General features: G+C 37.4%; 21 protein-coding genes. 7 read left to right on the top strand and 14 right to left on the bottom strand.

Annotated features, from left to right (window positions below; genetic code table 11):
* Positions 1 to 91: 91 nt before the first annotated feature.
* Together OXPF_RS04845 and OXPF_RS22075 are read right to left on the bottom strand one after the other, a co-directional pair.
* Positions 92 to 1,246 carry an eIF2A-related protein gene (locus OXPF_RS04845; protein ID WP_054874072.1) on the bottom strand — a complete coding sequence of 385 codons (1,155 nt, stop codon included), beginning with the start codon at positions 1,244 to 1,246 and terminating at the stop codon, positions 92 to 94.
* A 151-nt stretch (positions 1,247 to 1,397) separates the two neighbouring features.
* Positions 1,398 to 1,556: a zinc-ribbon domain-containing protein gene (locus OXPF_RS22075; RefSeq protein WP_152967695.1), complete on the bottom strand. Its 159-nt coding sequence runs from the start codon at positions 1,554 to 1,556 to the stop codon at positions 1,398 to 1,400.
* Between the two features lie 171 nt (positions 1,557 to 1,727).
* On the opposite strand from OXPF_RS22075, the gene lysA reads away from it, so the two are divergent.
* The gene (lysA, locus tag OXPF_RS04840; protein WP_054874071.1) at positions 1,728 to 2,984 is read left to right on the top strand and encodes a diaminopimelate decarboxylase; all 1,257 of its coding nucleotides are present in this window, start codon (positions 1,728 to 1,730) and stop codon (positions 2,982 to 2,984) included.
* Positions 2,985 to 3,009: 25 nt separating this feature from the next.
* Here lysA and nudC read toward each other — a convergent pair whose 3' ends face one another.
* From nudC to OXPF_RS04790, 10 genes are all read right to left on the bottom strand, one after another.
* The gene (nudC, locus tag OXPF_RS04835; protein ID WP_242854321.1) at positions 3,010 to 3,627 is read right to left on the bottom strand and encodes an NAD(+) diphosphatase; all 618 of its coding nucleotides are present in this window, start codon (positions 3,625 to 3,627) and stop codon (positions 3,010 to 3,012) included.
* Positions 3,603 to 3,842, bottom strand: a complete 240-nt coding sequence (locus tag OXPF_RS04830; RefSeq protein WP_054874069.1) for a hypothetical protein — start codon at positions 3,840 to 3,842, stop codon at positions 3,603 to 3,605. The genes nudC and OXPF_RS04830 overlap by 25 nt, the downstream gene beginning before the upstream one ends.
* A 133-nt stretch (positions 3,843 to 3,975) precedes the next feature.
* Positions 3,976 to 4,923 (bottom strand): tetratricopeptide repeat protein, encoded by a 948-nt coding sequence (locus OXPF_RS04825; protein WP_083479695.1) that lies wholly within the window; start codon positions 4,921 to 4,923, stop codon positions 3,976 to 3,978.
* 309 nt (positions 4,924 to 5,232) lie between these two features.
* Entirely contained in the window at positions 5,233 to 6,108 is an 876-nt protein-coding gene (locus OXPF_RS04820) for an SDR family oxidoreductase (protein WP_054874067.1), read from the bottom strand.
* Positions 6,109 to 6,266: 158 nt separating this feature from the next.
* Positions 6,267 to 6,746 (bottom strand): YbaK/EbsC family protein, encoded by a 480-nt coding sequence (locus OXPF_RS04815; RefSeq protein ID WP_054874066.1) that lies wholly within the window; start codon positions 6,744 to 6,746, stop codon positions 6,267 to 6,269.
* Positions 6,747 to 6,859: 113 nt separating this feature from the next.
* Complete coding sequence (locus OXPF_RS04810; protein WP_054874065.1) at positions 6,860 to 8,548, bottom strand: helix-hairpin-helix domain-containing protein; 1,689 nt, start codon at positions 8,546 to 8,548, stop codon at positions 6,860 to 6,862.
* Position 8,549: 1 nt separating this feature from the next.
* On the bottom strand, positions 8,550 to 9,338 hold the full coding sequence (locus OXPF_RS04805; protein ID WP_054874064.1) for a PP2C family serine/threonine-protein phosphatase: 789 nt from the start codon (positions 9,336 to 9,338) through the stop codon (positions 8,550 to 8,552).
* Positions 9,331 to 10,017, bottom strand: a complete 687-nt coding sequence (locus OXPF_RS04800; RefSeq protein ID WP_054874063.1) for a vWA domain-containing protein — start codon at positions 10,015 to 10,017, stop codon at positions 9,331 to 9,333. The genes OXPF_RS04805 and OXPF_RS04800 overlap by 8 nt, the downstream gene beginning before the upstream one ends.
* Positions 10,018 to 10,158: 141 nt before the next feature.
* The gene (locus tag OXPF_RS04795; protein ID WP_242854320.1) at positions 10,159 to 10,353 is read right to left on the bottom strand and encodes a DUF4250 domain-containing protein; all 195 of its coding nucleotides are present in this window, start codon (positions 10,351 to 10,353) and stop codon (positions 10,159 to 10,161) included.
* 29 nt (positions 10,354 to 10,382) lie between these two features.
* A complete protein-coding gene (locus OXPF_RS04790; protein ID WP_054874062.1) occupies positions 10,383 to 11,132 on the bottom strand; it encodes a metallophosphoesterase family protein in 750 nt (249 codons plus the stop codon).
* A gap of 222 nt (positions 11,133 to 11,354) precedes the next feature.
* On the opposite strand from OXPF_RS04790, the gene OXPF_RS04785 reads away from it, so the two are divergent.
* Both OXPF_RS04785 and OXPF_RS04780 read left to right on the top strand, forming a co-directional pair.
* Positions 11,355 to 12,404 carry a branched-chain amino acid aminotransferase gene (locus tag OXPF_RS04785; RefSeq protein WP_278308346.1) on the top strand — a complete coding sequence of 350 codons (1,050 nt, stop codon included), beginning with the start codon at positions 11,355 to 11,357 and terminating at the stop codon, positions 12,402 to 12,404.
* A 180-nt stretch (positions 12,405 to 12,584) separates the two neighbouring features.
* Positions 12,585 to 13,340: a VanW family protein gene (locus OXPF_RS04780; RefSeq protein WP_054874060.1), complete on the top strand. Its 756-nt coding sequence runs from the start codon at positions 12,585 to 12,587 to the stop codon at positions 13,338 to 13,340.
* Positions 13,341 to 13,371: 31 nt separating this feature from the next.
* Here OXPF_RS04780 and OXPF_RS04775 read toward each other — a convergent pair whose 3' ends face one another.
* Together OXPF_RS04775 and OXPF_RS04770 are read right to left on the bottom strand one after the other, a co-directional pair.
* Positions 13,372 to 14,079, bottom strand: coding sequence for a glutamine amidotransferase (locus tag OXPF_RS04775; protein WP_054874059.1), 708 nt, complete (start codon positions 14,077 to 14,079; stop codon positions 13,372 to 13,374).
* Positions 14,080 to 14,101: 22 nt separating this feature from the next.
* Positions 14,102 to 15,004 carry an amidohydrolase family protein gene (locus OXPF_RS04770; RefSeq protein ID WP_054874058.1) on the bottom strand — a complete coding sequence of 301 codons (903 nt, stop codon included), beginning with the start codon at positions 15,002 to 15,004 and terminating at the stop codon, positions 14,102 to 14,104.
* A 210-nt stretch (positions 15,005 to 15,214) separates the two neighbouring features.
* On the opposite strand from OXPF_RS04770, the gene OXPF_RS04765 reads away from it, so the two are divergent.
* The 4 genes from OXPF_RS04765 to OXPF_RS04750 all read left to right on the top strand — a co-directional run bounded on the left by OXPF_RS04765 (position 15,215) and on the right by OXPF_RS04750 (position 20,847).
* Positions 15,215 to 15,913, top strand: a complete 699-nt coding sequence (locus tag OXPF_RS04765) for a lysophospholipid acyltransferase family protein (protein WP_242854319.1) — start codon at positions 15,215 to 15,217, stop codon at positions 15,911 to 15,913.
* Positions 15,914 to 16,130: 217 nt separating this feature from the next.
* Complete coding sequence (locus OXPF_RS04760) at positions 16,131 to 16,322, top strand: DUF1858 domain-containing protein (RefSeq protein ID WP_054874057.1); 192 nt, start codon at positions 16,131 to 16,133, stop codon at positions 16,320 to 16,322.
* A 112-nt stretch (positions 16,323 to 16,434) separates the two neighbouring features.
* A complete protein-coding gene (locus OXPF_RS04755) occupies positions 16,435 to 16,995 on the top strand; it encodes a nitroreductase family protein (protein WP_054874056.1) in 561 nt (186 codons plus the stop codon).
* Between the two features lie 600 nt (positions 16,996 to 17,595).
* Positions 17,596 to 20,847: a DEAD/DEAH box helicase gene (locus tag OXPF_RS04750; RefSeq protein WP_054874055.1), complete on the top strand. Its 3,252-nt coding sequence runs from the start codon at positions 17,596 to 17,598 to the stop codon at positions 20,845 to 20,847.
* The last annotated feature ends 103 nt before the right edge of the window (positions 20,848 to 20,950 follow it).

Raw genomic sequence — 20,950 nt, 5'->3', positions numbered from 1 at the left:
TTATTCAATTTTTATTATACCAGAGTTTTTATGGCAAAATAACAATTATTTGACTTTATAATATTAAAAGCCCGGATACCGGGCTTTTAGCTTATTGTTTGCTTTTTATCCATCTGCCTTCACTCCCCGGGCAGATTTCTGTGCTTTGCTGCTTTTCTACATCCCAAACCATTATTTTAAGCTTTTTATCTTCTTCATCATATAAGGTATATAGTACATTATTTCCGTCGGAAGAAATATCATAAACTACATTTAAAGCCTCATCGGGAATGTTCTGAGGTTCTTCCTGCTGTGGAATTTCCTCCATATTTATTTCTGTAAGATTCGAGGTATTTATATCTGCTTTATAATATTGAACTTCCCCTTCGCCTTGTACCATCATCTTTTCTATAATGAGAGTATCATTATCAAGCCATAATACCGGCTGGCAGAGATATTCACTGCTGCCTTTCATAAGTATTTTCATGTCGCTGTCTTTATGCATTAAAACTACTGCAGTGCTTATGGAATCGCCTTCCTCTATAGGTGTGGGCGGATCCACATTTTCAGAAATACCTATGGTTATTGAATTGCCGTCAGGAGACCATTCAAACCCCATGGTAGCCCCTTCGGTAACCCTAATCCATTTTTTGCTTTCAATATCGTATATTTTTGTAGCTCCCAATGACCCGGTACCATAATCCACGGCAATGTACTTATAATTTGGAGACCATCTTACTATTCTGGCCGGCTCATTTTTGTCAATTATCTCTCTTGTTTTTGTCTTGATGTCATATAAAACCAATATGTTGTCTGAATAGTCTTCATTGTCGCGGGCAATATATACCACTTTTCCGTCCTTTAAGTTGAGGTCGTAATCATATATGTCTATATTTTCGGTTACTGCCTGTTCAAAATTATCATTCAAGCTTCTGAGCTTTAAATTTCCATCTTCATCTATATAGGCAAAGGTGTCGTTTTCAACTATGTTTATGCTCAATCCGGCAACCATGGTTTCTTCTGCAGATGCCGCCAATGTTTCGCTGTTATCTGCTGTGGTTAAGTTATGATTTTCAGCAATGGATGTGCCTAATCCGCTTGCAAAGTCCGAAGTGAGATCGGGTAGGTTGGCTCCTTCCTTTCCCTTTGAATTAAGCCCTGTCTTAAATCCCCCGCCATAGCCATCCATACCCTTCATCACAGCCATGGACGTTATTGCAATTAATAATACCGATATTGAAAATAATAACAATACATTCTTTCTCATACTTTTTCCTTCCTTCAGTATCCTTTTTTATAAATCTAACTAATTTAATATATAAGAACTTATCATTATTATTTAATATTGCCCAATTTTTTCCTTTTTTATAACATGGATTTATATCGACATCTAAAAGACAATTGCCCGGGAAATATCGTCAAAATAAACTTGTGCATCCATTTTTAACGCATTCCTGACAAAGCTCTGAATTATTGTCGAATTCATCGCTGCAAAATAAACCTCCGCAGGAAATACAGAAATTTATATTATCATCTTCCAGTTCCTTCCCGCAGCTGCTGCATAGTATAGCTGACACATTTATCACCTCCCGTATTTTTATAAATGTATTTTTTCATTATTGAGTAAATATATGTAATTAATTTGTATATGCTGGATAATATTTAACTAGCAGGTGCAAAAAATTCTTTTTATTATTGCAAAAGCTTATTATAATTATTCTATAACTAAAGAAATAAGGAGAATAAAAATGATTAAGATATATTCCGACGTAACCACTGATTACAATATTTTTGAAGGCAAGGATCCAATTGAACTCGTGGAAAAGTACGGCAGCCCCCTTTATGTATATAATGAAAGAATATTCAGGGATAAATGCAGGGAAATGAAAAGCCTCCTTAAATATCCTAATTTTTCTGTAAGCTATTCTGCAAAGGCCAACAGCAATTTAACTTTATTAAGCATTGCCCAGGAAGAAGGCTTGAATGTGGATGCAATGTCTCCCGGTGAAATATATGTGCAGCAAAAAGCCGGTTTTAAACCCGAGCAGATATTTTATATAAGCAACAACGTATCTGCAGAAGAGATGAAATACGCCATTGATAATGATGTTTTGATAAGCATTGATTCTATTTCCCAGCTTGAATTATTCGGCAGTATAAACAGAGGCGGAAGAGTTGCTGTGCGTTTCAATCCCGGCCATGGTGCCGGCCACAATGCAAAGGTTGTTACTGCAGGTAAAAACACCAAATTCGGTGTAGAGGCCAAATACTTGCCCCAAGTGAAGGAAATTATTAAAAAGTATGATTTGAATCTTGTTGGTATAAATCAGCATATAGGTTCTCTTTTCCTTGAAGGCACCGCATATATTGAAAGCTTAAAATCCCTTCTTTCTATTGCAGAGAATTTTAAAGACCTGGAATTTATAGATATGGGCGGAGGTTTTGGCATACCTTATCATAAGCAGGAGGGTCAGGAACGTTTGGACTTAAAAAAGCTGGGAAAAGAAATCGACACCATAATATTTGAGTGGGTTAAAAAATATGGCAGGGAAATTCACTTTAAAATCGAGCCCGGAAGATACATCCCGGCAGAATGCAGCGTACTTTTAGGCACCGTTCATGCCGTTAAAGAAAACTACGGAAGAAAATATGCAGGAACCGACTTAGGCTTTAATGTGCTTATAAGGCCGGTTATGTACGACTCCCACCATGATGTGGAAATATACAGAAAAGTGGATTTAAAATCCGATATTAAAGAGAATGTAACCATTGTGGGAAATATTTGCGAAACAGGGGATATATTGGCCTATGAGAGGCTGCTCCCTCAAATATTTGAAGGAGACGTCCTTGGAATATTGGATGCCGGCGCATACGGATATGTGATGAGTTCAAATTACAACAACAGATTAAGGCCTGCAGAACTCCTGATAAAAGAAGACGGCACCGAAAAAATTATCAGGAGAAGAGATACCCTGGAAGATTTGATACGAAATTATGAACTGTAAAAAAATAAGATGGATAAACTTCCATCTATTTTTTTACTGATTTTAAATATGCATCAATGAGCTTTCTTGCGATGCTGCCCTGGGAAGGTATTGTAGGAAGTTCATCTGGTTCAAACCATCCTGCCTTTTCAATTTCCTTTCCATCCACATCGATATCTCCGCTTTCATACTGGGCAGTAAAACCCACCATCAATGAATGAGGAAAAGGCCAGGGCTGGCTCCCGAAGTACTTTATATTTTTGATTTTCAAACCTACTTCTTCGTATACTTCTCTTTCCACGCACTGCTCAAAGGTTTCACCCGGTTCTACAAAGCCGGCTATCAAGCTGTACATACCATTACGGAAGGTCTTATTATGTGCTAAAAGTATGCGGTCATTGTCGGTTATGGCAACGATTATTGCCGGAGAAATACGCGGATAACTTGAAAATCCGCATTGAGGGCAGTATTTTGCTCTTTCATTATCCACATACACCATGGCTGCCCCGCATTTCCCGCAATATTGGTGTTCATTGTCCCAAACCATTATCTGATAAGCTTTCCCTGTAATATGGAAAAGCTCATCATCCATAATATCTAAAAGGGGCCGCATTTCTTTCATCGAAAAGTCCTGTTCTCTTATCTCCTCTGAGACTTCTGCCACATGACAGTTCTGTCCGTCCAATAAACCGATAAATTCTTCCTTATGACTTTATCATTAAAAGATCTTATATTATATCCATGGGGTATTATTATTTTCCCATCGTGCTCTTTTATTAAAATCTTGCTGTTATAAAAAACAAACCATATGTCATTTTCGCTGCTATCTGAAGGCGGGGTAACGCCCGGCTGAAACCTTGATATTGCTCGTCCACTCATTATAAACTTTTGCCTCCTATGTCGATACAGATATACTTAAAAATAAATATAACATAAAGTAAAATTTTTTTCGCTATTTATTTTTATCAATATATCGTATCGCTATGAGTCCCTCAGAGGAGGCCGCTTGCCTTTATAAAGTTGAGTATAAGTTTTTAATTACTTTATATGCGTCAAGTTTCTTGACAGGAAACAGCTCATAATCTCTTTCCATATCCCAGACCAGTCCGGGATTATGCCTTGCTGCCATTTTAAGATCATTTAAGGCTTTTTTAATGATATCCAGGTGTACATAAATGCATGCCCTGCTGTAATATAAAGCAGCTTCTTTTTTATTGTGTTTAATGCCGAAAGATAAAATATCTACAGCTTTTTCAAAAAGTTCCTTGCTTTTATAAATATCCGATAGGTTTAAAAAGCTTGGAATATAATTGGGGTTTTCTTCTATAGCCTTAACATACATGCCGATTGCTTCATCTGTTCTTTTAAGCTTATTTAGTATCACACCCATGGTGAAATGGGTTTTGTAGTAGTCAAAGCCATTATCAATGGCTTTTTGAGTTATTTCAAGGGCTTCCTTATCTTTGTCCAGCTTTTCATAAATTTCTCCAAGGTTTATATAAGCCCAATAATCATCAGCATTGATTTCAACAGCTTTTTTATAGCAGCTGATTGCCTCGTCGTAAAGTTTCATTTTATCATAAGTTTCTGCCAGGGAAAAATATGCTCTTTCATTACAAGGGTTTATATCAATAGCTTTTTTATAATACTCTATTGCCTGATGATAATCCTTACAGTTAACAAAGATAACTGCAAGACCGCAATAGGCATCTGCTTCGTCAGGGTTTAACTCCAAGGCTTTCATATACATCTTTTCCGCATTATCATAATCTTCAAGCTCCACATATACGGAAGCCATATCCATGATGGATCTTATATCCTTAATCCCATGGCTTTCATGATTTCTCTTCGCTAGTGCAAGAGCCCCTAACAATTGAAGTTCTATTATTTTATTTTCTGTCATCACCCTATAATTATGGAGCATTTTGAGATAATTTCTCACGTCAATCACCTTCTCCATTTTTATATTAAATTATTAGACATATTTCCAGTTTTTCATAGCAAGTTTATTTGAATATTGATACCCTATCAGGCCTAATATGTTTAAAGTAAGTTTTTCAGGGAGGCTGCACTTATATGGTAAGCAACGCATCACTGGTATAATGGTATTTTGAAGAGATGGACAGATATGAAAGCTTATAAGCTGTTCCTAATTTAATGATACATCTTATGTAGACTGTTAACCATAATCAAATTTTACATATTTGGTGAAATCTTGCTTTCTTGCTTTGAAGCAATAAAATAGGGACAGAATCTTTCTGTCCGCTATTCATCCGTTTACTGAAACTCCGCCGTTTACATGTATGGTCTGCCCTGTCACATAGGTTGAATCGCTGCTTGCTAAGTATACATAAGCCCCGGCTAATTCAACAGGCTGCGCCGGCCTTTCCATGGGAGTTGTGCTTCCGAACTTTGCGACTTCCTGCTCATTAAAGGAAGAAGGAATAAGAGGTGTCCATACAGGACCGGGAGAAACTGCATTGACTCTTATATTTCTTCCCACCAAGGACAATGCCATGGAACGGGTAAATGATACAATTGCGCCTTTTGATGATGCATAATCGATAAGCCCCTCATCACCTTTATATGCGGTAATGGATGCGGTATTAATTATGGCTGCCCCTTCTTTTAAATGAGGAATAACCGCCTTTGTAAGAAAAAACACACCAAAAAAATTGGTTTTAAATGTTTGCATAAGCTGTTCCTTTGTTATATCCTCAATGCTGTTCTGAGGGTGCTGTTCTGCGCTGTTATTGACGATAATATCTATTTTACCGAACATATTTATAATCTTTTTGACTGCATTTACACAGAAGAATTCTTCCCCTATATCTCCAGGTATAAGAAGGCATTTCCTTCCCGTTCCTTCTACTATCTTTTTTGTAGCTTCAGCGTCCTCATGCTCGTCTAAGTAAAGTATGGCAACATCTGCCCCTTCCTTTGCAAAGATGGATGCTACCGCCCTTCCAATTCCGCTGTCTCCTCCTGAAATCACAGCCACTTTACCTGCCAGTTTGCCGGATGCCTTGTAGTTAGGATCTTCATCAATAGGAAGCGGGTTCATTAACTTTGTCATTCCGGGCTGCTTTGGCTGCTTCTGCGGCGGTACGGTTTTGGGAAAAGAATTTACCATATTTTCATCCATTGCATTATCTCCTTTCATAGCAAATAAAAAATCTTTCTTAATTAAGTTTGGATTTTATCATCCTTACTATGCATGATATTTGTAAAAAGATAATAAAATCCCCGACCATAGAATAAAATCTACAATCAGGGGATTAATTTATGAAATAAAGTACTCTTTTATTTTACATTTATAATATTTCCTTTTGTTATTTCGGATAGTATCTTTGGAGTAAGCCTGAACACGGCATGGGGTGTGCCGGCGGCAGCCCAGATTTCTTCATATTGCAATAAATCTTCATCTATAAACGTGGCGATTGTATTTTTATGACCAAGGGGAGGAATCCCTCCTATTGCAAAGCCTGTGTGTTCCAATACAAAGTCTGCATCGGCCTTCTCCAGCTTTTCGCCTGTGATTTCTTTTATGGCTTTTTCATTAATTCTGTTTGTTCCGCTGGCAATTATTAATATAGGCTTTTGAGAAACCTTTCCCTTGAAAATCAAGGATTTTGCTATCTGGCTTACGGTGCAGCCTATAGCATCTGCTGCTTCCTGAGCAGTTCTGGTGGAATCCGGAAGCTCAACTACATTAAGTTCATATCCGAATTCATTAAGAACTGCCTGAACCTTTTCAGCACTTTTGCTTAGTTTCGACAACATAAAAATTGCCTCCTTTTGTATGTTATTATATAAGAAAAAAATTTTGCTCTTTGGAAAAATATATTAAATACATTATATATCATAAAAATTCTTGTTTAAACATTTTATATTATCTATGCTCTGCTCCTTTCCAATATATCAATGCACTTTTTTATTTCATCACATACCGCGTTTTTCCTCTTTTCTGCTCTTAAGCGCAATTGCTCCAACTGCTCCATACCATTTTTAAGCTCTTTTTCTATTTTGCTGCTTTCAATGATAAGTTCCCTGTCTAATATATCAACAATTTTATATTTGTTTTTATCAGTCCTTGTTTCTTTTAAACGAAGCTTTCGCTTTTGCTCCAAATCCTTATATGATTCATAAATTAAAGCCAACTGTTCTTTTTTATCTATAAACCTTTTTCGCAATGTATCCCTGTCTTTTATACTTAAATATAAATCCAGCCTTTTCACCGTATCATTATAGGTTTTATCAGTTTGGGCCCTGCATTTTACAAGGGCGGGCTTTAATGTCAAAAATACTGCTGCAGCAAATAAAATTCCTGCAGCCACCATCCAGTAAGAGCCTAAGGTCATATTGACGGCAGCAAGTATGAATCCTATACCTCCAATAAAGGGTGCTGTCTTTTTTATAATTACCTTTCTGCTGAGTTTGTGCCTTGCCGATTTAAGCTTAAGATTCAAATCCTTATATTCGGGCATGTCGGGAAAGGGTTCCGGCGGATTTAAACTAGCGATACTTCTCCATATATCTTCAACATCAGTATATTTATATTTATCCGGCTGTCCTGCCGCCCTGCCGAAAAACAATACTCCCTCTTTGCTGCCTTCCATTCTGCACCAGGGGCATCGGGCCTGGGACTTATAGTATTTATGGGAAGGCTCTTTAGTACATTTTATCAAATCATTGAGCATTTCCTCTAAAGAGATGGACCATTCTTTTCCGTCAGGACGGTCCGAGGTTAAAAAGGCTCTTTCAAAAAGCTTCGCTACGGTATCAGATACTCCATTGATGGAAAGTGTTCCAAGAGGCTGCCTCATGTATCTTGATTTTGATTCTTTCATATATGCAAATCTCTTTTCTTTTATTGCCTGCTCTAAAGTCATATCTTCCGAACCGGTATATTTTGCGGAAAAAGGGTGACGTCCCATAAAAATAAGTTGAAATATAAAAACAGCCAGGCCGAAGTTATCGTGATTGGAGGTCCTTATAAGCCCTTCAAAAGATTTGATATCTTGAAGCTCCGGCGGTTGATACATGGTGACTCCCACATTGCAGGGATAAATATTCCCATAGGCACTTACCTGAAAGCTGTCGGTATCTATAAGCATCACTGTTGCCCGACTGGAAACAACGATATTGCCGGGGTTGATATCTCCAATCACATGATCATGTTTATGCACTACTGAAAATGCCCGGGCTAAATTGGAGGCTGTGCGTATTAGAAAGTCCCAGCCTGCATGGGGAAATTCTGCAATACGCACACCGGGGTTATATAATTTATGAATTTCTTTATACCCTTTTACCATAGGCATCAATATACCAACCATTGAGTTATCATCAGCATTATAAAGGGTATCCACCGGCCAGGCCAATACGTTTAGAAGCTTCTCACTTTTAACATAAGTCATTGCTTTTAATTTATCTTCCTTATTTTTATTCAATGGATCGTGATATATCTTGGCAGCAAGATTTGCATTGCCCGCAACTTCATATACGCTGCCTTCTCCGCCTCTTCCCAAAAAATCTCCAAGTATTATTTTATTCTTGTTGCTGTCATAAACATTTATATTCTCCATATCAATCACTCCTGGATGCTATAACGAGAGTCTTATCATCGTCTGTCCTTTTGTTTATCCTGGGGGAATTAAGGAATGAATCCAAAGAATGGTTAAACTTTTCGGTATTTGTATCGGCCTTTGATTTAATGTAGGAAAACAGAGGCTTAAAGAAAGGTCCATAGGCTGTCCTGGTCTTATAATGAAGAGCCAGCCTCTGCAAACCATCGGTAAAGACTGCAATATCCTGTATATTTCCAATAATGGATTTATACTCCAGTCCTTCTCTTAAGCTTTCCGTATCTGTGGCATAAAGGGTGGAATTCTCATATTCTCCCCTCATAGGCCAAAAGACAGGAAAATAATTTTCACTGTCTTCATCAGTGGATATGACAATGGCACCGTCTCCTATCTGAAAAAACACCCCACCCTTGTCTCCTATTAGAGCACACAGCAATGTACAGGAAAATTCCCGGCCGGAAGTTTCAAAAATACCTGCAAATCCCGATAACCCATGCTGAAAAGACCTTATCATCTCCTCAGCATTTTGGCGGCTAAAATCATAAAGCTTTTTATCGCCTTTAAAGAATTCTTTTATTTCTTCCATTACGGAATGGCAGACAATACAGGAGCCTATCTCTGAGTACTTTGCACTGCCGGCTCCGTCTGAAACTACAATTGCCAGTACTGTTTCAGACTTCTTTGAATGAATAATCTTAATATAGCAGTAATCCTGACAGGGAATATTTCTATTTTTATGATAACTTCCCTGACAGGATGCATAGGCAATTTTAAATGTATCTTTAATCATCTGCAGCAGCCCACCCGTCAGGACCTTCGGGGTTTTTTAAGCTTACTTGCTCGCCAAGGCTGGAATGGGATACCGAAACCAGAGAATTTGAAAGCCAGGAAAATAAGTCCCTGAATCTCAAATCCTTTAATTTTAAGGGCTGGCGTACAGCTATCTGATTAAGTATTCCCATGTTGGCGCCTTCCACCCCCACAGCAAAAAACATGAACGCTTTTTTATCTTCACCTTCTCTAATCATCTTTGCAGCTCTTTCCCATTTATCCGTGGGACCTCCGTCAGTTATGAGGAAAATCCAGGGGCGGTAGTAAGAAATTCCGTTTTGCCTGTATTCGCTTTTTCGTTTATTAATCATTTCTATTCCCGTTTCAATGGCTGCACCCATTGGCGTATGACCGCTGGTATTCAATAGGGAAGGCTCAAATACATCGGCTGTCTGAAATGAATTTTGTACTCTTACAGGGCCGAAGGTAATTATACCGATTTCAACTCTTTTGGATGCCAACTCATCTGCCATAAGCTCATCTTTAAAGCATATCAATCCTTCATTTAGTTCAGAAATAGGTCTCCCTTTCATGGAGCTTGAGGTATCTAAAAGCAAAAGGCAGGGACACCGGGGTTCAGGATTTTCAGCAAATTCAATCTCTGAAAAAGGAATCTGGTCTTCAAATTCCGACATCATTTTTCACTTCCTTAAAATAATTTACTTATCAGGACTTTGACAGATCCAATGCAAAAAACCTATGCTGTTATTACAATATGATGAATAAGGCAATTTTGTTCCAATTTTATTTAAAAAACTTATGACAGGGCAAATACCCTGTCATAAGTTTTTAAATTGATTTTCATCAATATCGTATTTATATCCTATTGATTGTAGCCTGCGGATAAGCTCCTCTTTTTTAAAGCCATATAAATGAAGCAAGTCGTCAAGGCTGTCGGCTTTATCTCTCAGCATGGTGTTGGTCCAGCTAAGCAAAATATGAGGGTCTCCCTTAATCATTTCTTTTTCATCCAATGTTTTTAACCCCTTTTTTGTTTTCTATACTATTCGCCTTTAAGAAGCCTTTTATGCAAGAATACCGGGAGGTTGTTGGCTTTAATCTTTTGAACCGTTTCCTCCACAGGATATTCAAATCTTAGGTATTTGACCGTATATTCAATGCTGTCATAAATAGCGCAGCATCCTTTGGGATTTCCGTCTCTTGGCTGTCCTACGGCTCCGATATTTATTATATACTTTTTATCTTTTTCAAGCTGTATATCCCTGTTGAATGTAAGAGAGTCTCCGTTAACTTTTAAAATATGTGGCTTATCATCTTTTTCGTATAGCCTCCACATGGCCGGAACATGAGTGTGGCCGGCAAATACCAGAGGTGTTGTGGCTATCTCCATAATGCGCTCTGCCTGGTATTCATATTCAATGTATTCCAATGGGTCGCACAGGCTTCCGTGGGTTATGGTATAGTTGTGCTGTATAAATACCTTGCTGTTATTAAGGGATGATAAAAAGTCCATATTCCTTTTCTTTATGTTCTCTCTCGTCCACATTATAGCCTTGGCAGCATAGGAGTTAAAATATTTTAATTCTTCATCGTTGAAAACCGCATTATCGTGGTTTCCCAATATGCATTCAAACTCTTTTACCTTCTCCACGCATTCATTAGGGTTGGCCATGTATCCCACAATATCACCCAGTACATTAATAGTATCTATCTTTTCTTTTTCTGCAGCCTTAAAACAGCTTTCCAGAGCTTCTAAATTTCCATGAATATCACTTATTAACAAAATCCTCATTTTATTCCTCCACTAGGGCTGTTTAGTCTGTCCCTGAGATTAAAGAAGCAAACTAAGATAATAAAGGTTGTCATTATTATTATATTTTTTACCTCAGGTATATAGAATAGCAAAGCTTATAATAAACAAGCTTTCACTTGAAATTTATGCATTGCTTATGTATAATAAACTCACTATAATTTCAAAAAATAACCTATAAAATCAAAATTTAAATAAAAATATATTCACGCGCAGGAGGAAAATGAAATGAGCAGTAATGTAAATATCGACTGGGGCAAACTAGGTTTCAGCTATATCAAAACCGATTTGCGCTACATTTCAGTGTATAAGGACGGAAAATGGGATGAAGGTAAACTGGTTGAAGATAACATGCTTTACATAAGCGAGGCTTCAACTTCCCTTCATTATGGTCAGGAATGCTTTGAAGGTTTAAAGGCATATCGAACAAAGGAAGGAAAAATACAGCTTTTCAGGCCTGATGAAAATGCAAAACGCATGCAGCAAAGCTGCAGAAGGGTACTTATGCCCGAGATACCGGTGGAAAAATTCATTGATGCCTGTATCCAGGTAGCAAAGGCAAATGAAGCTTATGTACCGCCCCATGGAACAGGAGCCACACTGTACTTAAGGCCCTTTATGATAGGAGTAGGAGATAACGTGGGTGTAAAACCTGCGTCCGAATATATATTCCGGGTATTCTGCACTCCCGTTGGTCCATATTTTAAAGGAGGAATGGCACCTGTCAATTTTACAATATCCGAATACGACAGAGCCGCACCCTATGGAACAGGAGCTGCCAAAGTAGGCGGAAACTATGCGGGAAGCCTTTATCCTCATGAACTTGCTGCAGGGAAAGGCTATGCAGACTGCGTATACTTAGATCCTGCAACCCACACAAAAATAGAAGAAGTAGGGGCTGCCAATTTCTTCGGTATTACTAAAGATAATAAATTTGTAACGCCGAAATCCCCCTCCATACTTCCCAGCATAACAAAATATTCCTTGATGCATATAGCAAAGGCATACCTTGGGTTGGAAGTTGAAGAAAGGGATATCTACGTAGATAAGCTTGATGAATTGAAGGAAGCAGGAGCATGCGGTACAGCTGCCGTAATCACTCCAATCGGCGGTATAGAGTATAAAGGCAATTTGCATGTGTTCCACAGTGAAACAGAAGTAGGACCTGTAACCAAGAAACTTTATGACACCCTTTACGGAATTCAGTTTGGCGATGTAAAAGCCCCTGAAGGATGGATTGTTGAAGTAAAATAAATTTTTGAAAATTTTAAGCCATATCAAAAAAATGATATGGCTTTTTTTCGAGGACAGTTCTCTTTACAGTACAATTTTCCAAAATGAATTACAGCAGAGAACCGCCCCCATTTTTGTTATAATTATCAACGAGTTAAAAGCCTCTATAGATATATACTATATTTAAGAGGTGATGATTGTATGAAGTACAAGTCTGGAATTTTATATTTTACTGCTGTTACCATCAGTGCTGTACTTCTGGTAGTTTTATATAGTGCATATAGGTTTACGCCTCGCCGGGGGAGTCCTGACAATAATATTCAAATCACCCCGGAGCAAAATATTTCAACTCCTGATGATATTTTAAAAGAGCCGGCGCTTCCTGCTCCGACCATACCTATTCCTGAAGTCACACCTTCTCCGATTGTAACCGTAACTCCTGCTCCTCCCCTTAAGATTACACCAACACCGACACCGAGGCAGCAGATTAAGAAAAATGTGGTTCCTAAAAACGCCATAGGGGCATATGAAACATCCCTTATGGATAAAAGCAGCAAAAGGTCTAAGAATATATCATTAGCTTCAAAACAAATAAACGGTTATGTTGTAAATCCCGGAGAAACATTTTCTTTTAATCAGGTCGTGGGGGAAAGGACAAAAGAAAGAGGCTTTCTATCAGCTAAAATCATTGTAAACGGAAAATACGATGAAGGTACCGGCGGAGGTGTATGCCAGCTAAGCAGCACTCTTTTCAATGCCGTAAAAAAATCAAACCTTGAAATTGTTGAACGCCATCCTCACAGTAAAAAGGTCGCCTATGTAGGTGAAGGCAGGGATGCGGCGGTAAATTACGGAAGCCTGGATTTCAAGTTTAAAAACAACAAAGACTATCCGGTGCAAATAAAAGCCGGTGTAAAAAACGGCAAAGTATACACCTATATTCTGAAAGTAAAATAAAAACATCTCCCGCCATATCCGGGAGATGTTTTTATATGAGCTCTATAAATCTTTTTAACAGTATCTTTCCATAATCATTATCCTGCAGAGAACTTTTTAAAGCTTTAATATCATATCCCTCTATTTTTAAGCTATCTTCAAGCTTTTCGATATATGAATGGGTAATATCCATAGTAAATTCGGGATGAAACTGCACTCCCCATATGTTATTTTTAAGGGCAAAGGCATGATGAGGCTCAAATTCATTCCCTGCCAAAACAAGAGCCTCCGGCGGAACCTTTATGGCAGTCTGGGAATGGGCAACATGTCCGAAAAATTTTTCGGGAAGAACACCTAAAAGAGGGTCCTTTTCCCCATCTTCAGTCAACTCTATATACACAGTTCCGAACTCCTTTCCTCTGGGGTGGTAACCCACAGTTCCTCCGAAGGTTTGGGCAAGAAGCTGATGGCCATAGCAAATGCCAAGTATGGGAACCTTACCTGATGCAGTATCCTTAAGCCATTTTGACAGCATTACACTCCAGTCCTCAAAGTCCGATACCATGGAATGAGAGCCGGTAATAATTATGGCCGAAACATCATTTATATCCGGCTCTTTTTCTTTTTGATATGCATTCCAAACTAGGATATCTTCATAATTTAAGTCAGCCGTATTTATAATATAATCTTCGAAATCTCCATATTTTTCACGTATTGAATCATAGGTTGTCCCAGCTTTTATTATAAGTATTTTTTTCATTTTGCCCGCCTCCGTTAAAAACTCATATTTTCATGATCAAATCTTTTTCTTGTTGTGTAAGATTCAATGATTTTGCCCCGTTTTCAAAGCACATCCTGATCAAATCTTTCTTATCAAAACCTATCATTTCAAACTGCTCAATTTCATCTAACAGCCCTTGACCATGCTCTACCTTGTATGCTCCCGAGTCGCTTCCCAAAGCAATTTTAACTCCTATGTCCCGTGCTTTTTTTATGTTTTCAGTCTGCCTTTTGTATACCTTGTCAATTACTTCCCTCTCTTTTTCAAACTTTGGGTCCCTTGATAAAAGTATATTTCCTAATGGGGCTAAAGTAGGGAGCCATATTATATTTTTTTCAGCTATTTTATAGATTTCAGACTCTGACATGAGATAACCGTGCTCTATGGTATCTGCTCCTGCTTCAACGGCTCTTTTAACACCCTCCGGACCATTTGTGTGAACCATTACAGGCAGGCAATTGTCTTTTGCACATTGAACCATATATTTTAATTCATCCAAAGTAAAGGTGGTCTCGCCAACATCACCATACTTTTCAAAATTAACTATGCCTGTTAAAATTATTTTCAAATGATCCGGCTTTTGTTTCATCAATAATTTAAATTCTTCCTTGAATCCTTTAATATCATCAATGGGTTTACCTAAAAAAGAGCCGTAAAATCCTCTTCTATAAATGGCATAGACGGGAGATTTATATATAATACCCTCAGAAAGTGCTATTTCCCTTGATATTTTTGCAGCATCAATACCATCTCCACCGTCACGTATGGCGTTTATATTTCTTTTCTTATATTGCCGGAAATTTTCTTTTATCCATTCAATTTTTTGTTGTACCTCTGCCTTTACAAAATCCTGTCTTGTATAATGATTGCTGAAGGCTATATGGGCGTGTGCTTCGATCAACAATTTTATCACCTGCTTTAAAGTTATTTTTTATATAAATCATAAGAAATGTTATATTTATCTTAAAAAAGTTTTAACATATAAATGAGTTTATGTCTATAAGATAATGTTCAAATATATTTTTCGTTGTTTCAAATTGCAACAGCTTGTATAATAAATTATATCTTTATAACTTTAATTGAAGGTCGTGATTTTTTGATATTAAGGACTATTGTGTGGTTTATACTTTTCTGGCTATATCAGATTTATCTCATCCCCAAGCTCATATATGCTTATATTTTAAATAAAAACAATAAAATTAAAGAGAGAGACTCCTTCGTCTATGGTGTTGCCGGCAGGTGGGCAAGATTTCTTGTCAAAATGACAGGCTCTACTGTCAAAGTTATCGGAGAAGAAAATATTCCCCACAACAGTCCTGTTGTTTTTATAGGCAACCATCAGGGAAATTTCGATATCCCCATTTATTTAGGCTATATCAATAAGCCAAAAGCATTCATTTCAAAAATTGAGATTAAAAAAATACCCTTTATAAGCACATGGATGAAATACATGAATTGCATATTCATGGAAAGAGATGATGTGCGCCAATCCTTAAAAGCCATAAATGAAGGCGTAGAATATATAAAGCAAGGATATTCCTATGTCATATTCCCCGAAGGCAGCAGGAGCAAAGGAGATAATATAAATGAATTCAAAACAGGAAGCTTCAAGCTGGCATTAAAAGCAGAGGTACCCATAGTACCTGTCACAATGAAAGGCTCTTATAAGATAATGGAGAAAAATGGTTTTTTTATAACCCCTGCATATATTGAAGTTATAATTTCGCCTGCCATTGAAACCGCCGGCATGTCTAAAGAGGATGCCCGAAATATTCAGGATAAGGTAAAAAATATAATATCCTCGAATTTATAAAATTCCGTAATCCATAAAACCAATAGAAATATAATTAAGTATCAAATATTTTGAAAATGTGATGCTAATCACATTTTTATTTAAAAGTTGTGCTATAATTTAATTTAACATTGATATATAATATATATATTAATATTTGAATTTTGATGTAAAAGTTACCCAGTAGCTTTTATAATATATATTAGTTCAATATAAGAAGAATTTGGAGGTGGACATATTGATTACAAAGGAAATGTCAATTACCGATATCGTTGAACAGTATCCAAAAACCATTGAGGTTTTGTTAGGCTATGGTATGCATTGCTTCGGATGTATGGCTGCAAGATTTGAAAATATCGAGGAAGGTGCTCTTGCTCACGGAATCGATGTAGATAAATTGATGATTGATTTAAATAAAGCAGCTAATTAAAGCGGGAAGTTCCCGCTTTTTTTGTTGTGCAAGAAAAGGGGAGATACCTAAAGGCATGTCCCCCGACTTAGATAAAGAGGACGAAAGTCCTAACCTTAGGGAGGTATTTTACATGAATGAAACAATCTCTACTTTACTAAGCAGGAGGAGCATAAGGAACTATACTGCCGAGCAGGTCAGCGATGAGAACCTTAAAGCTATACTTGAGGCAGCCGTATATGCTCCCAGCGCTGTGAATCAGCAATCCTGGCATTTCACTGTAATACAGAATAAAGAGGTGCTGGATAATATGGCAGCGGACCTTAAAGATAGCTTCAAAAAATCCAATAACCCTCGTTTTCAGCAATTGGGAACAAATGAGAATTTCAGCCCTTTTCATCGTGCACCTACAGTAATAGTAATAAGCGGTGATGAAAAAGCAGTTGCACCTGAAGCCGATTGTGCCGCTGCGGCACAAAACATATTATTGGCTGCAGAATCCTTAGGACTTGGCGCTTGCTGGGTTAATATGACAATTTTTCTTCTAAACAGCGAAAAGGGAGCTTTATGGAAAAAGAATTTAGGCATTCCTGAAGGTTACAAGCCCCTTTATTCAATTACCTTAGGCAACAAAGGCACTGCCAATCCAAAGGCCGCGCCAAGAAAAGAAAACTCAATAAATTATATAAAATAGCATGTACTTGCTTTATCAAAACACATGTGTTATAGTTAGATGTTATATAAAATAAATTAATCAATAGACTAGCTGTAAGTAGATTTATCAAGATCAGAATTGTTTTTAATATTAGAGTTATTATGATTAGAACATTGACCTGTCTTTATTTATAGAGTTCCATAGACATCAATTCCTGCCTTCTAATTTGACCGCTAATTTTAGAGTCCATTTTGTTCGAAACTTTTAAAAAATGAGTTTTTATATAGTAATACTATTAAACAGCGGCACTTCTAGATGATTAGGTTGGAGGAATTTAGGTGAATATCGAAAAAACATTTGTAATTACTAAAGATATTATTGAAGAATGCCTTGAAGAATGCTTGGCAGAATAACATCTTAAAAGAAGAAACTGTTATATGGGTTGTTCAACTTGCGCATCCATAAGGCAGTTTCTTTTTGATTATCTTATTTGTTTTCCGCATGTGTATAATAATGTAAAATGACAATAATATTATGATAGTTTAATTCAACATTGTTGCAATGGCAATTTAAAATTATAATGAATATTATAGCTTTCAAAGTTTATTGATATTTTCTTTTATCAAAAGGATGATTTATATGTTCAACATTTCAGAAAATAAGATAAAAAACATGTGCACTTCTTATGAGGTATATATAAGAGGTTTAAGATATTTTCTAGAAGGCAGGATAAAGGATATTGATATTGATGAAATTTTAGGTTTCGTTGAAGCAACTGTATACGGAAGCCGGGATTATTATGTCAACATAGAGTTTTCACATCACGGAGATTTGATTGATGCTGCTTGCAGCTGTCCGGCATATTATGGTCAGGAAGGCATGTGCAAACATATAGCTGCCGTGCTTTTATATATTCACAACCGGGGCAGAACCTCTAATTTATCAATAAACCAAGGTGCCGTAGAAAATCACGGCTTTAGGCAAAGCAATGAGATAATAAGCTTTTTTGAAAATAAATTAATCCCTGTATCTGCACAACCTATAAACATTGAAGTTACTATGGAAATATTCATGAGCGGAATGTACGGAAAAGACATAAGACCTGCCATCTCACTTCGAATAGGAGATAAAAAATTATATGTGGTAAAAAATATCAAAGACCTTGTAAGATCCATTGATTCCTATAAGCCGTTGGACTTTGGAAAAAATTTTACCTTTGACCCGTCACAGCATTGTTTTAAGGAAAGTGACCTCACTTTAGTAGAGTTTTTTAAGGAAATGAATGATATTGACAAAACTGTAGAAAGCAACGCAAGTTACAGATTTGATCATAGCGGCGGTTTATTCAGAGGAAAATATCTTTATATACCATATAAGATTTTAGGGCGCTTTTTAAAGCTTATGGAGGATAAGCCTTTAAAGGTTATAGCAAGGGAAAAAGAATATAATGACGTCAAAATAATAGACAGAGATTTGCCGGTAGAATTCCTTTTAAAGAAACCAGATAATAATTTAGTTCTTAACATAAATATATCCTCTGATGTAATACCTCTATCCCCTGACGGAAAGCACATGTTCGCGAATGGTACCATATACAATCCTTCACAGGATCAAATAGAAAATCTGGCACCTTTTTACAGAGCCATTGCACAAAGCGGCACCAGGGAATTCAAGTTTTCCCAGAAAGACAGTGAAAGATTCGCATCTGTCGTAATGCCCAATATAAAAAAAGCAGGGCAATTGAATGTTGATGCAACTGTGAAGGAATTGTTCTACCAGCAGCCCGTCGAAGCCAGCGTATATCTTGATAAGAACGATGACGCAATAACAGTATCCATAGGCTTTACCTATGGGGATATAACCATAGACCCTTTCAACCAGAAGCACATGGATTCCAAATTGATAATCATACGGGATTATGAAAAGGAAAGAAAGATACTGGATATATTCGAGCAGTCCGGCTTTAAAATAAACAAGGATGCAGTATATTTAGATGATGACGATTTGATTTATGATTTTTTAGCTATTCATATACCAAGGCTCCAAGAGCTGTGCCAAGTGTATTATTCTGAGTCTTTTAAAGCCATAAGACTTTATGATTCTTCCTATTACAGGAGCTCCATCCGCTATAACGAAGAAACCGACCTTTTGGAGTTCAATTTTTCCATAGATGGTATTGATAAAGAGAGCCTCCCTAGTATATTTGCATCCTTAAAGAGGAAGAAAAAATATCACAGACTGCCGGACGGTTCCCATTTACCTTTAGACACAGACAGCCTTCATAATATGTCAAGCCTCATGGAATATTTAGACCTGGAGGGTGAAGATTTAAAAAAGGATATTATAAACCTTCCCAAATTTAAAGCTATGTATCTGGACGACAGCCTTAAAAGCTTCGATAGCGTGTACGTGGAACGAAATCTGGCTTTTAAAAGGCTGGTTGAAAATATAATGGAACCTAAAGATACTGATTTCAAAGTACCTGAAAATCTGGAAGGCATAATGAGAGGGTATCAGGTTACAGGCTTTAAGTGGTTGAAGAACCTTTCTGCCTATGGCATGGGAGGAATACTGGCAGACGATATGGGACTTGGCAAGACTCTCCAGACCATAGCCTTTATTATGTCTGAAAAGGAAAAGTCAAGTTTGCCTTCACTGGTTATATGCCCTACTTCTCTTGTATACAACTGGGAGAGCGAAATACAAAAATTTGCTCCTTCCCTAAGAGCTCTGGTAATAGCAGGCAATAAGTTTGAAAGAGAAGATATGTTCAGAGAAATCAATAACGCTGATGTGGTTATAACCTCATATCCTTTAATACGCAGAGATATTGAAAACTACGGGGATATTACCTTTAACTATTGCATATTGGATGAGGCCCAGCACATCAAAAATCCAAGCTCGGTAAATGCCAAATCCGTAAAGGAAATACGGGCTAAAGGATACTTTGCCCTTACGGGCACTCCTATAGAAAACAATTTAACGGAGCTATGGTCCATATTTGATTTTTTAATGCCGGGATATTTATCCTCCCACGGTAAGTTTATCGCAAGGTTTGAAAAGCCCATTGCCGGCAATGATAACAAGGATTCCTTAAAGGAACTGAGCAAATATGTCAGACCCTTCATTTTAAGAAGGCTTAAAAAAGATGTATTAAAAGAGCTGCCGCCAAAGATTGAAAGCGTATTAACCTCTGAGCTCACAGAGGAGCAAAAGAAAGTTTACCTTGCATATCTTGCCCAGATAAAAGGTGAAATCGAGGAAGGAATAAGGATAAAAGGTTTTGAAAAAAGCCATATACAGATACTTGCCGGTTTGACGAGGCTGCGGCAGATATGCTGCCATCCTTCACTTTTCATAGAAAATTATGACGGCACCAGCGGCAAAATGGAAATGGTAATGGAGCTTTTAGATGAGCTTATGGCAGGCTCTCACAGGGTGCTCCTTTTCTCTCAGTTTACCGGCGTTCTGAAGCTGATTGAAGGCCATCTTAAAAAAGAGAATATTTCATTTTTTTACCTTGACGGCAGTACAAAGGCAGAAGACAGGCGGGACATGGTAAAAGCCTTCAATCAGGGTTTCAGAAATGTGTTTTTAATATCCTTAAAGGCCGGCGGAACGGGACTAAACTTAACGGGTGCCGACACCGTAATACATTTTGATCCCTGGTGGAATCCTGCTGTTGAGGAGCAAGCCACTGACAGAGCTCACAGAATCGGTCAATTAAGCACGGTACAGGTTATGAAGCTCATAACCAAGGGCACCATTGAAGAAAAGATATACGCCATGCAGCAAAAGAAAAAGGAGCTCATTAACTCTGTACTAAAACCCGGAGAAACCTTTATATCGAAGATGACCGAGGAAGATATAAGGGAGCTTTTTAGAGTGTAGATGTAAATGAAATATCGCACGGCGATATGAAATAACCCTTTGGCGTATGAAATATTTTGCAGATGTAAAATATGAAATTAAATTTGCTATAAAGCAAATTTAA

Origin of the sequence: Oxobacter pfennigii, from assembly GCF_001317355.1 — a bacterium.
Taxonomy (GTDB): domain Bacteria; phylum Bacillota; class Clostridia; order Clostridiales; family Oxobacteraceae; genus Oxobacter; species Oxobacter pfennigii.
Note: the sequence above shows the minus strand (reverse complement) of the source record. Positions and strands in the feature narration are given on the sequence as shown.

Bases quoted from the DNA above. Each gene is read 5' to 3' on its own strand.
- OXPF_RS04755 (WP_054874056.1), top strand. From the start codon at position 16,435: ATGAATGAAACAATCTCTACTTTACTAAGCAGGAGGAGCATAAGGAAC.
- OXPF_RS04810 (WP_054874065.1), bottom strand. From the start codon at position 8,548: ATGGAGAATATAAATGTTTATGACAGCAACAAGAATAAAATAATACTT.
- OXPF_RS04775 (WP_054874059.1), bottom strand. From the start codon at position 14,079: ATGAAAAAAATACTTATAATAAAAGCTGGGACAACCTATGATTCAATA.
- OXPF_RS04800 (WP_054874063.1), bottom strand. From the start codon at position 10,017: ATGATGTCGGAATTTGAAGACCAGATTCCTTTTTCAGAGATTGAATTT.
- OXPF_RS04845 (WP_054874072.1), bottom strand. From the start codon at position 1,246: ATGAGAAAGAATGTATTGTTATTATTTTCAATATCGGTATTATTAATT.
- OXPF_RS04805 (WP_054874064.1), bottom strand. From the start codon at position 9,338: ATGATTAAAGATACATTTAAAATTGCCTATGCATCCTGTCAGGGAAGT.
- OXPF_RS04830 (WP_054874069.1), bottom strand. From the start codon at position 3,842: ATGAGTGGACGAGCAATATCAAGGTTTCAGCCGGGCGTTACCCCGCCT.
- OXPF_RS04780 (WP_054874060.1), top strand. From the start codon at position 12,585: ATGAAGTACAAGTCTGGAATTTTATATTTTACTGCTGTTACCATCAGT.
- OXPF_RS04790 (WP_054874062.1), bottom strand. From the start codon at position 11,132: ATGAGGATTTTGTTAATAAGTGATATTCATGGAAATTTAGAAGCTCTG.
- OXPF_RS04750 (WP_054874055.1), top strand. From the start codon at position 17,596: ATGTTCAACATTTCAGAAAATAAGATAAAAAACATGTGCACTTCTTAT.
- OXPF_RS04815 (WP_054874066.1), bottom strand. From the start codon at position 6,746: ATGTTGTCGAAACTAAGCAAAAGTGCTGAAAAGGTTCAGGCAGTTCTT.
- OXPF_RS04825 (WP_083479695.1), bottom strand. From the start codon at position 4,923: ATGGAGAAGGTGATTGACGTGAGAAATTATCTCAAAATGCTCCATAAT.
- OXPF_RS04820 (WP_054874067.1), bottom strand. From the start codon at position 6,108: ATGGATGAAAATATGGTAAATTCTTTTCCCAAAACCGTACCGCCGCAG.
- lysA (WP_054874071.1), top strand. From the start codon at position 1,728: ATGATTAAGATATATTCCGACGTAACCACTGATTACAATATTTTTGAA.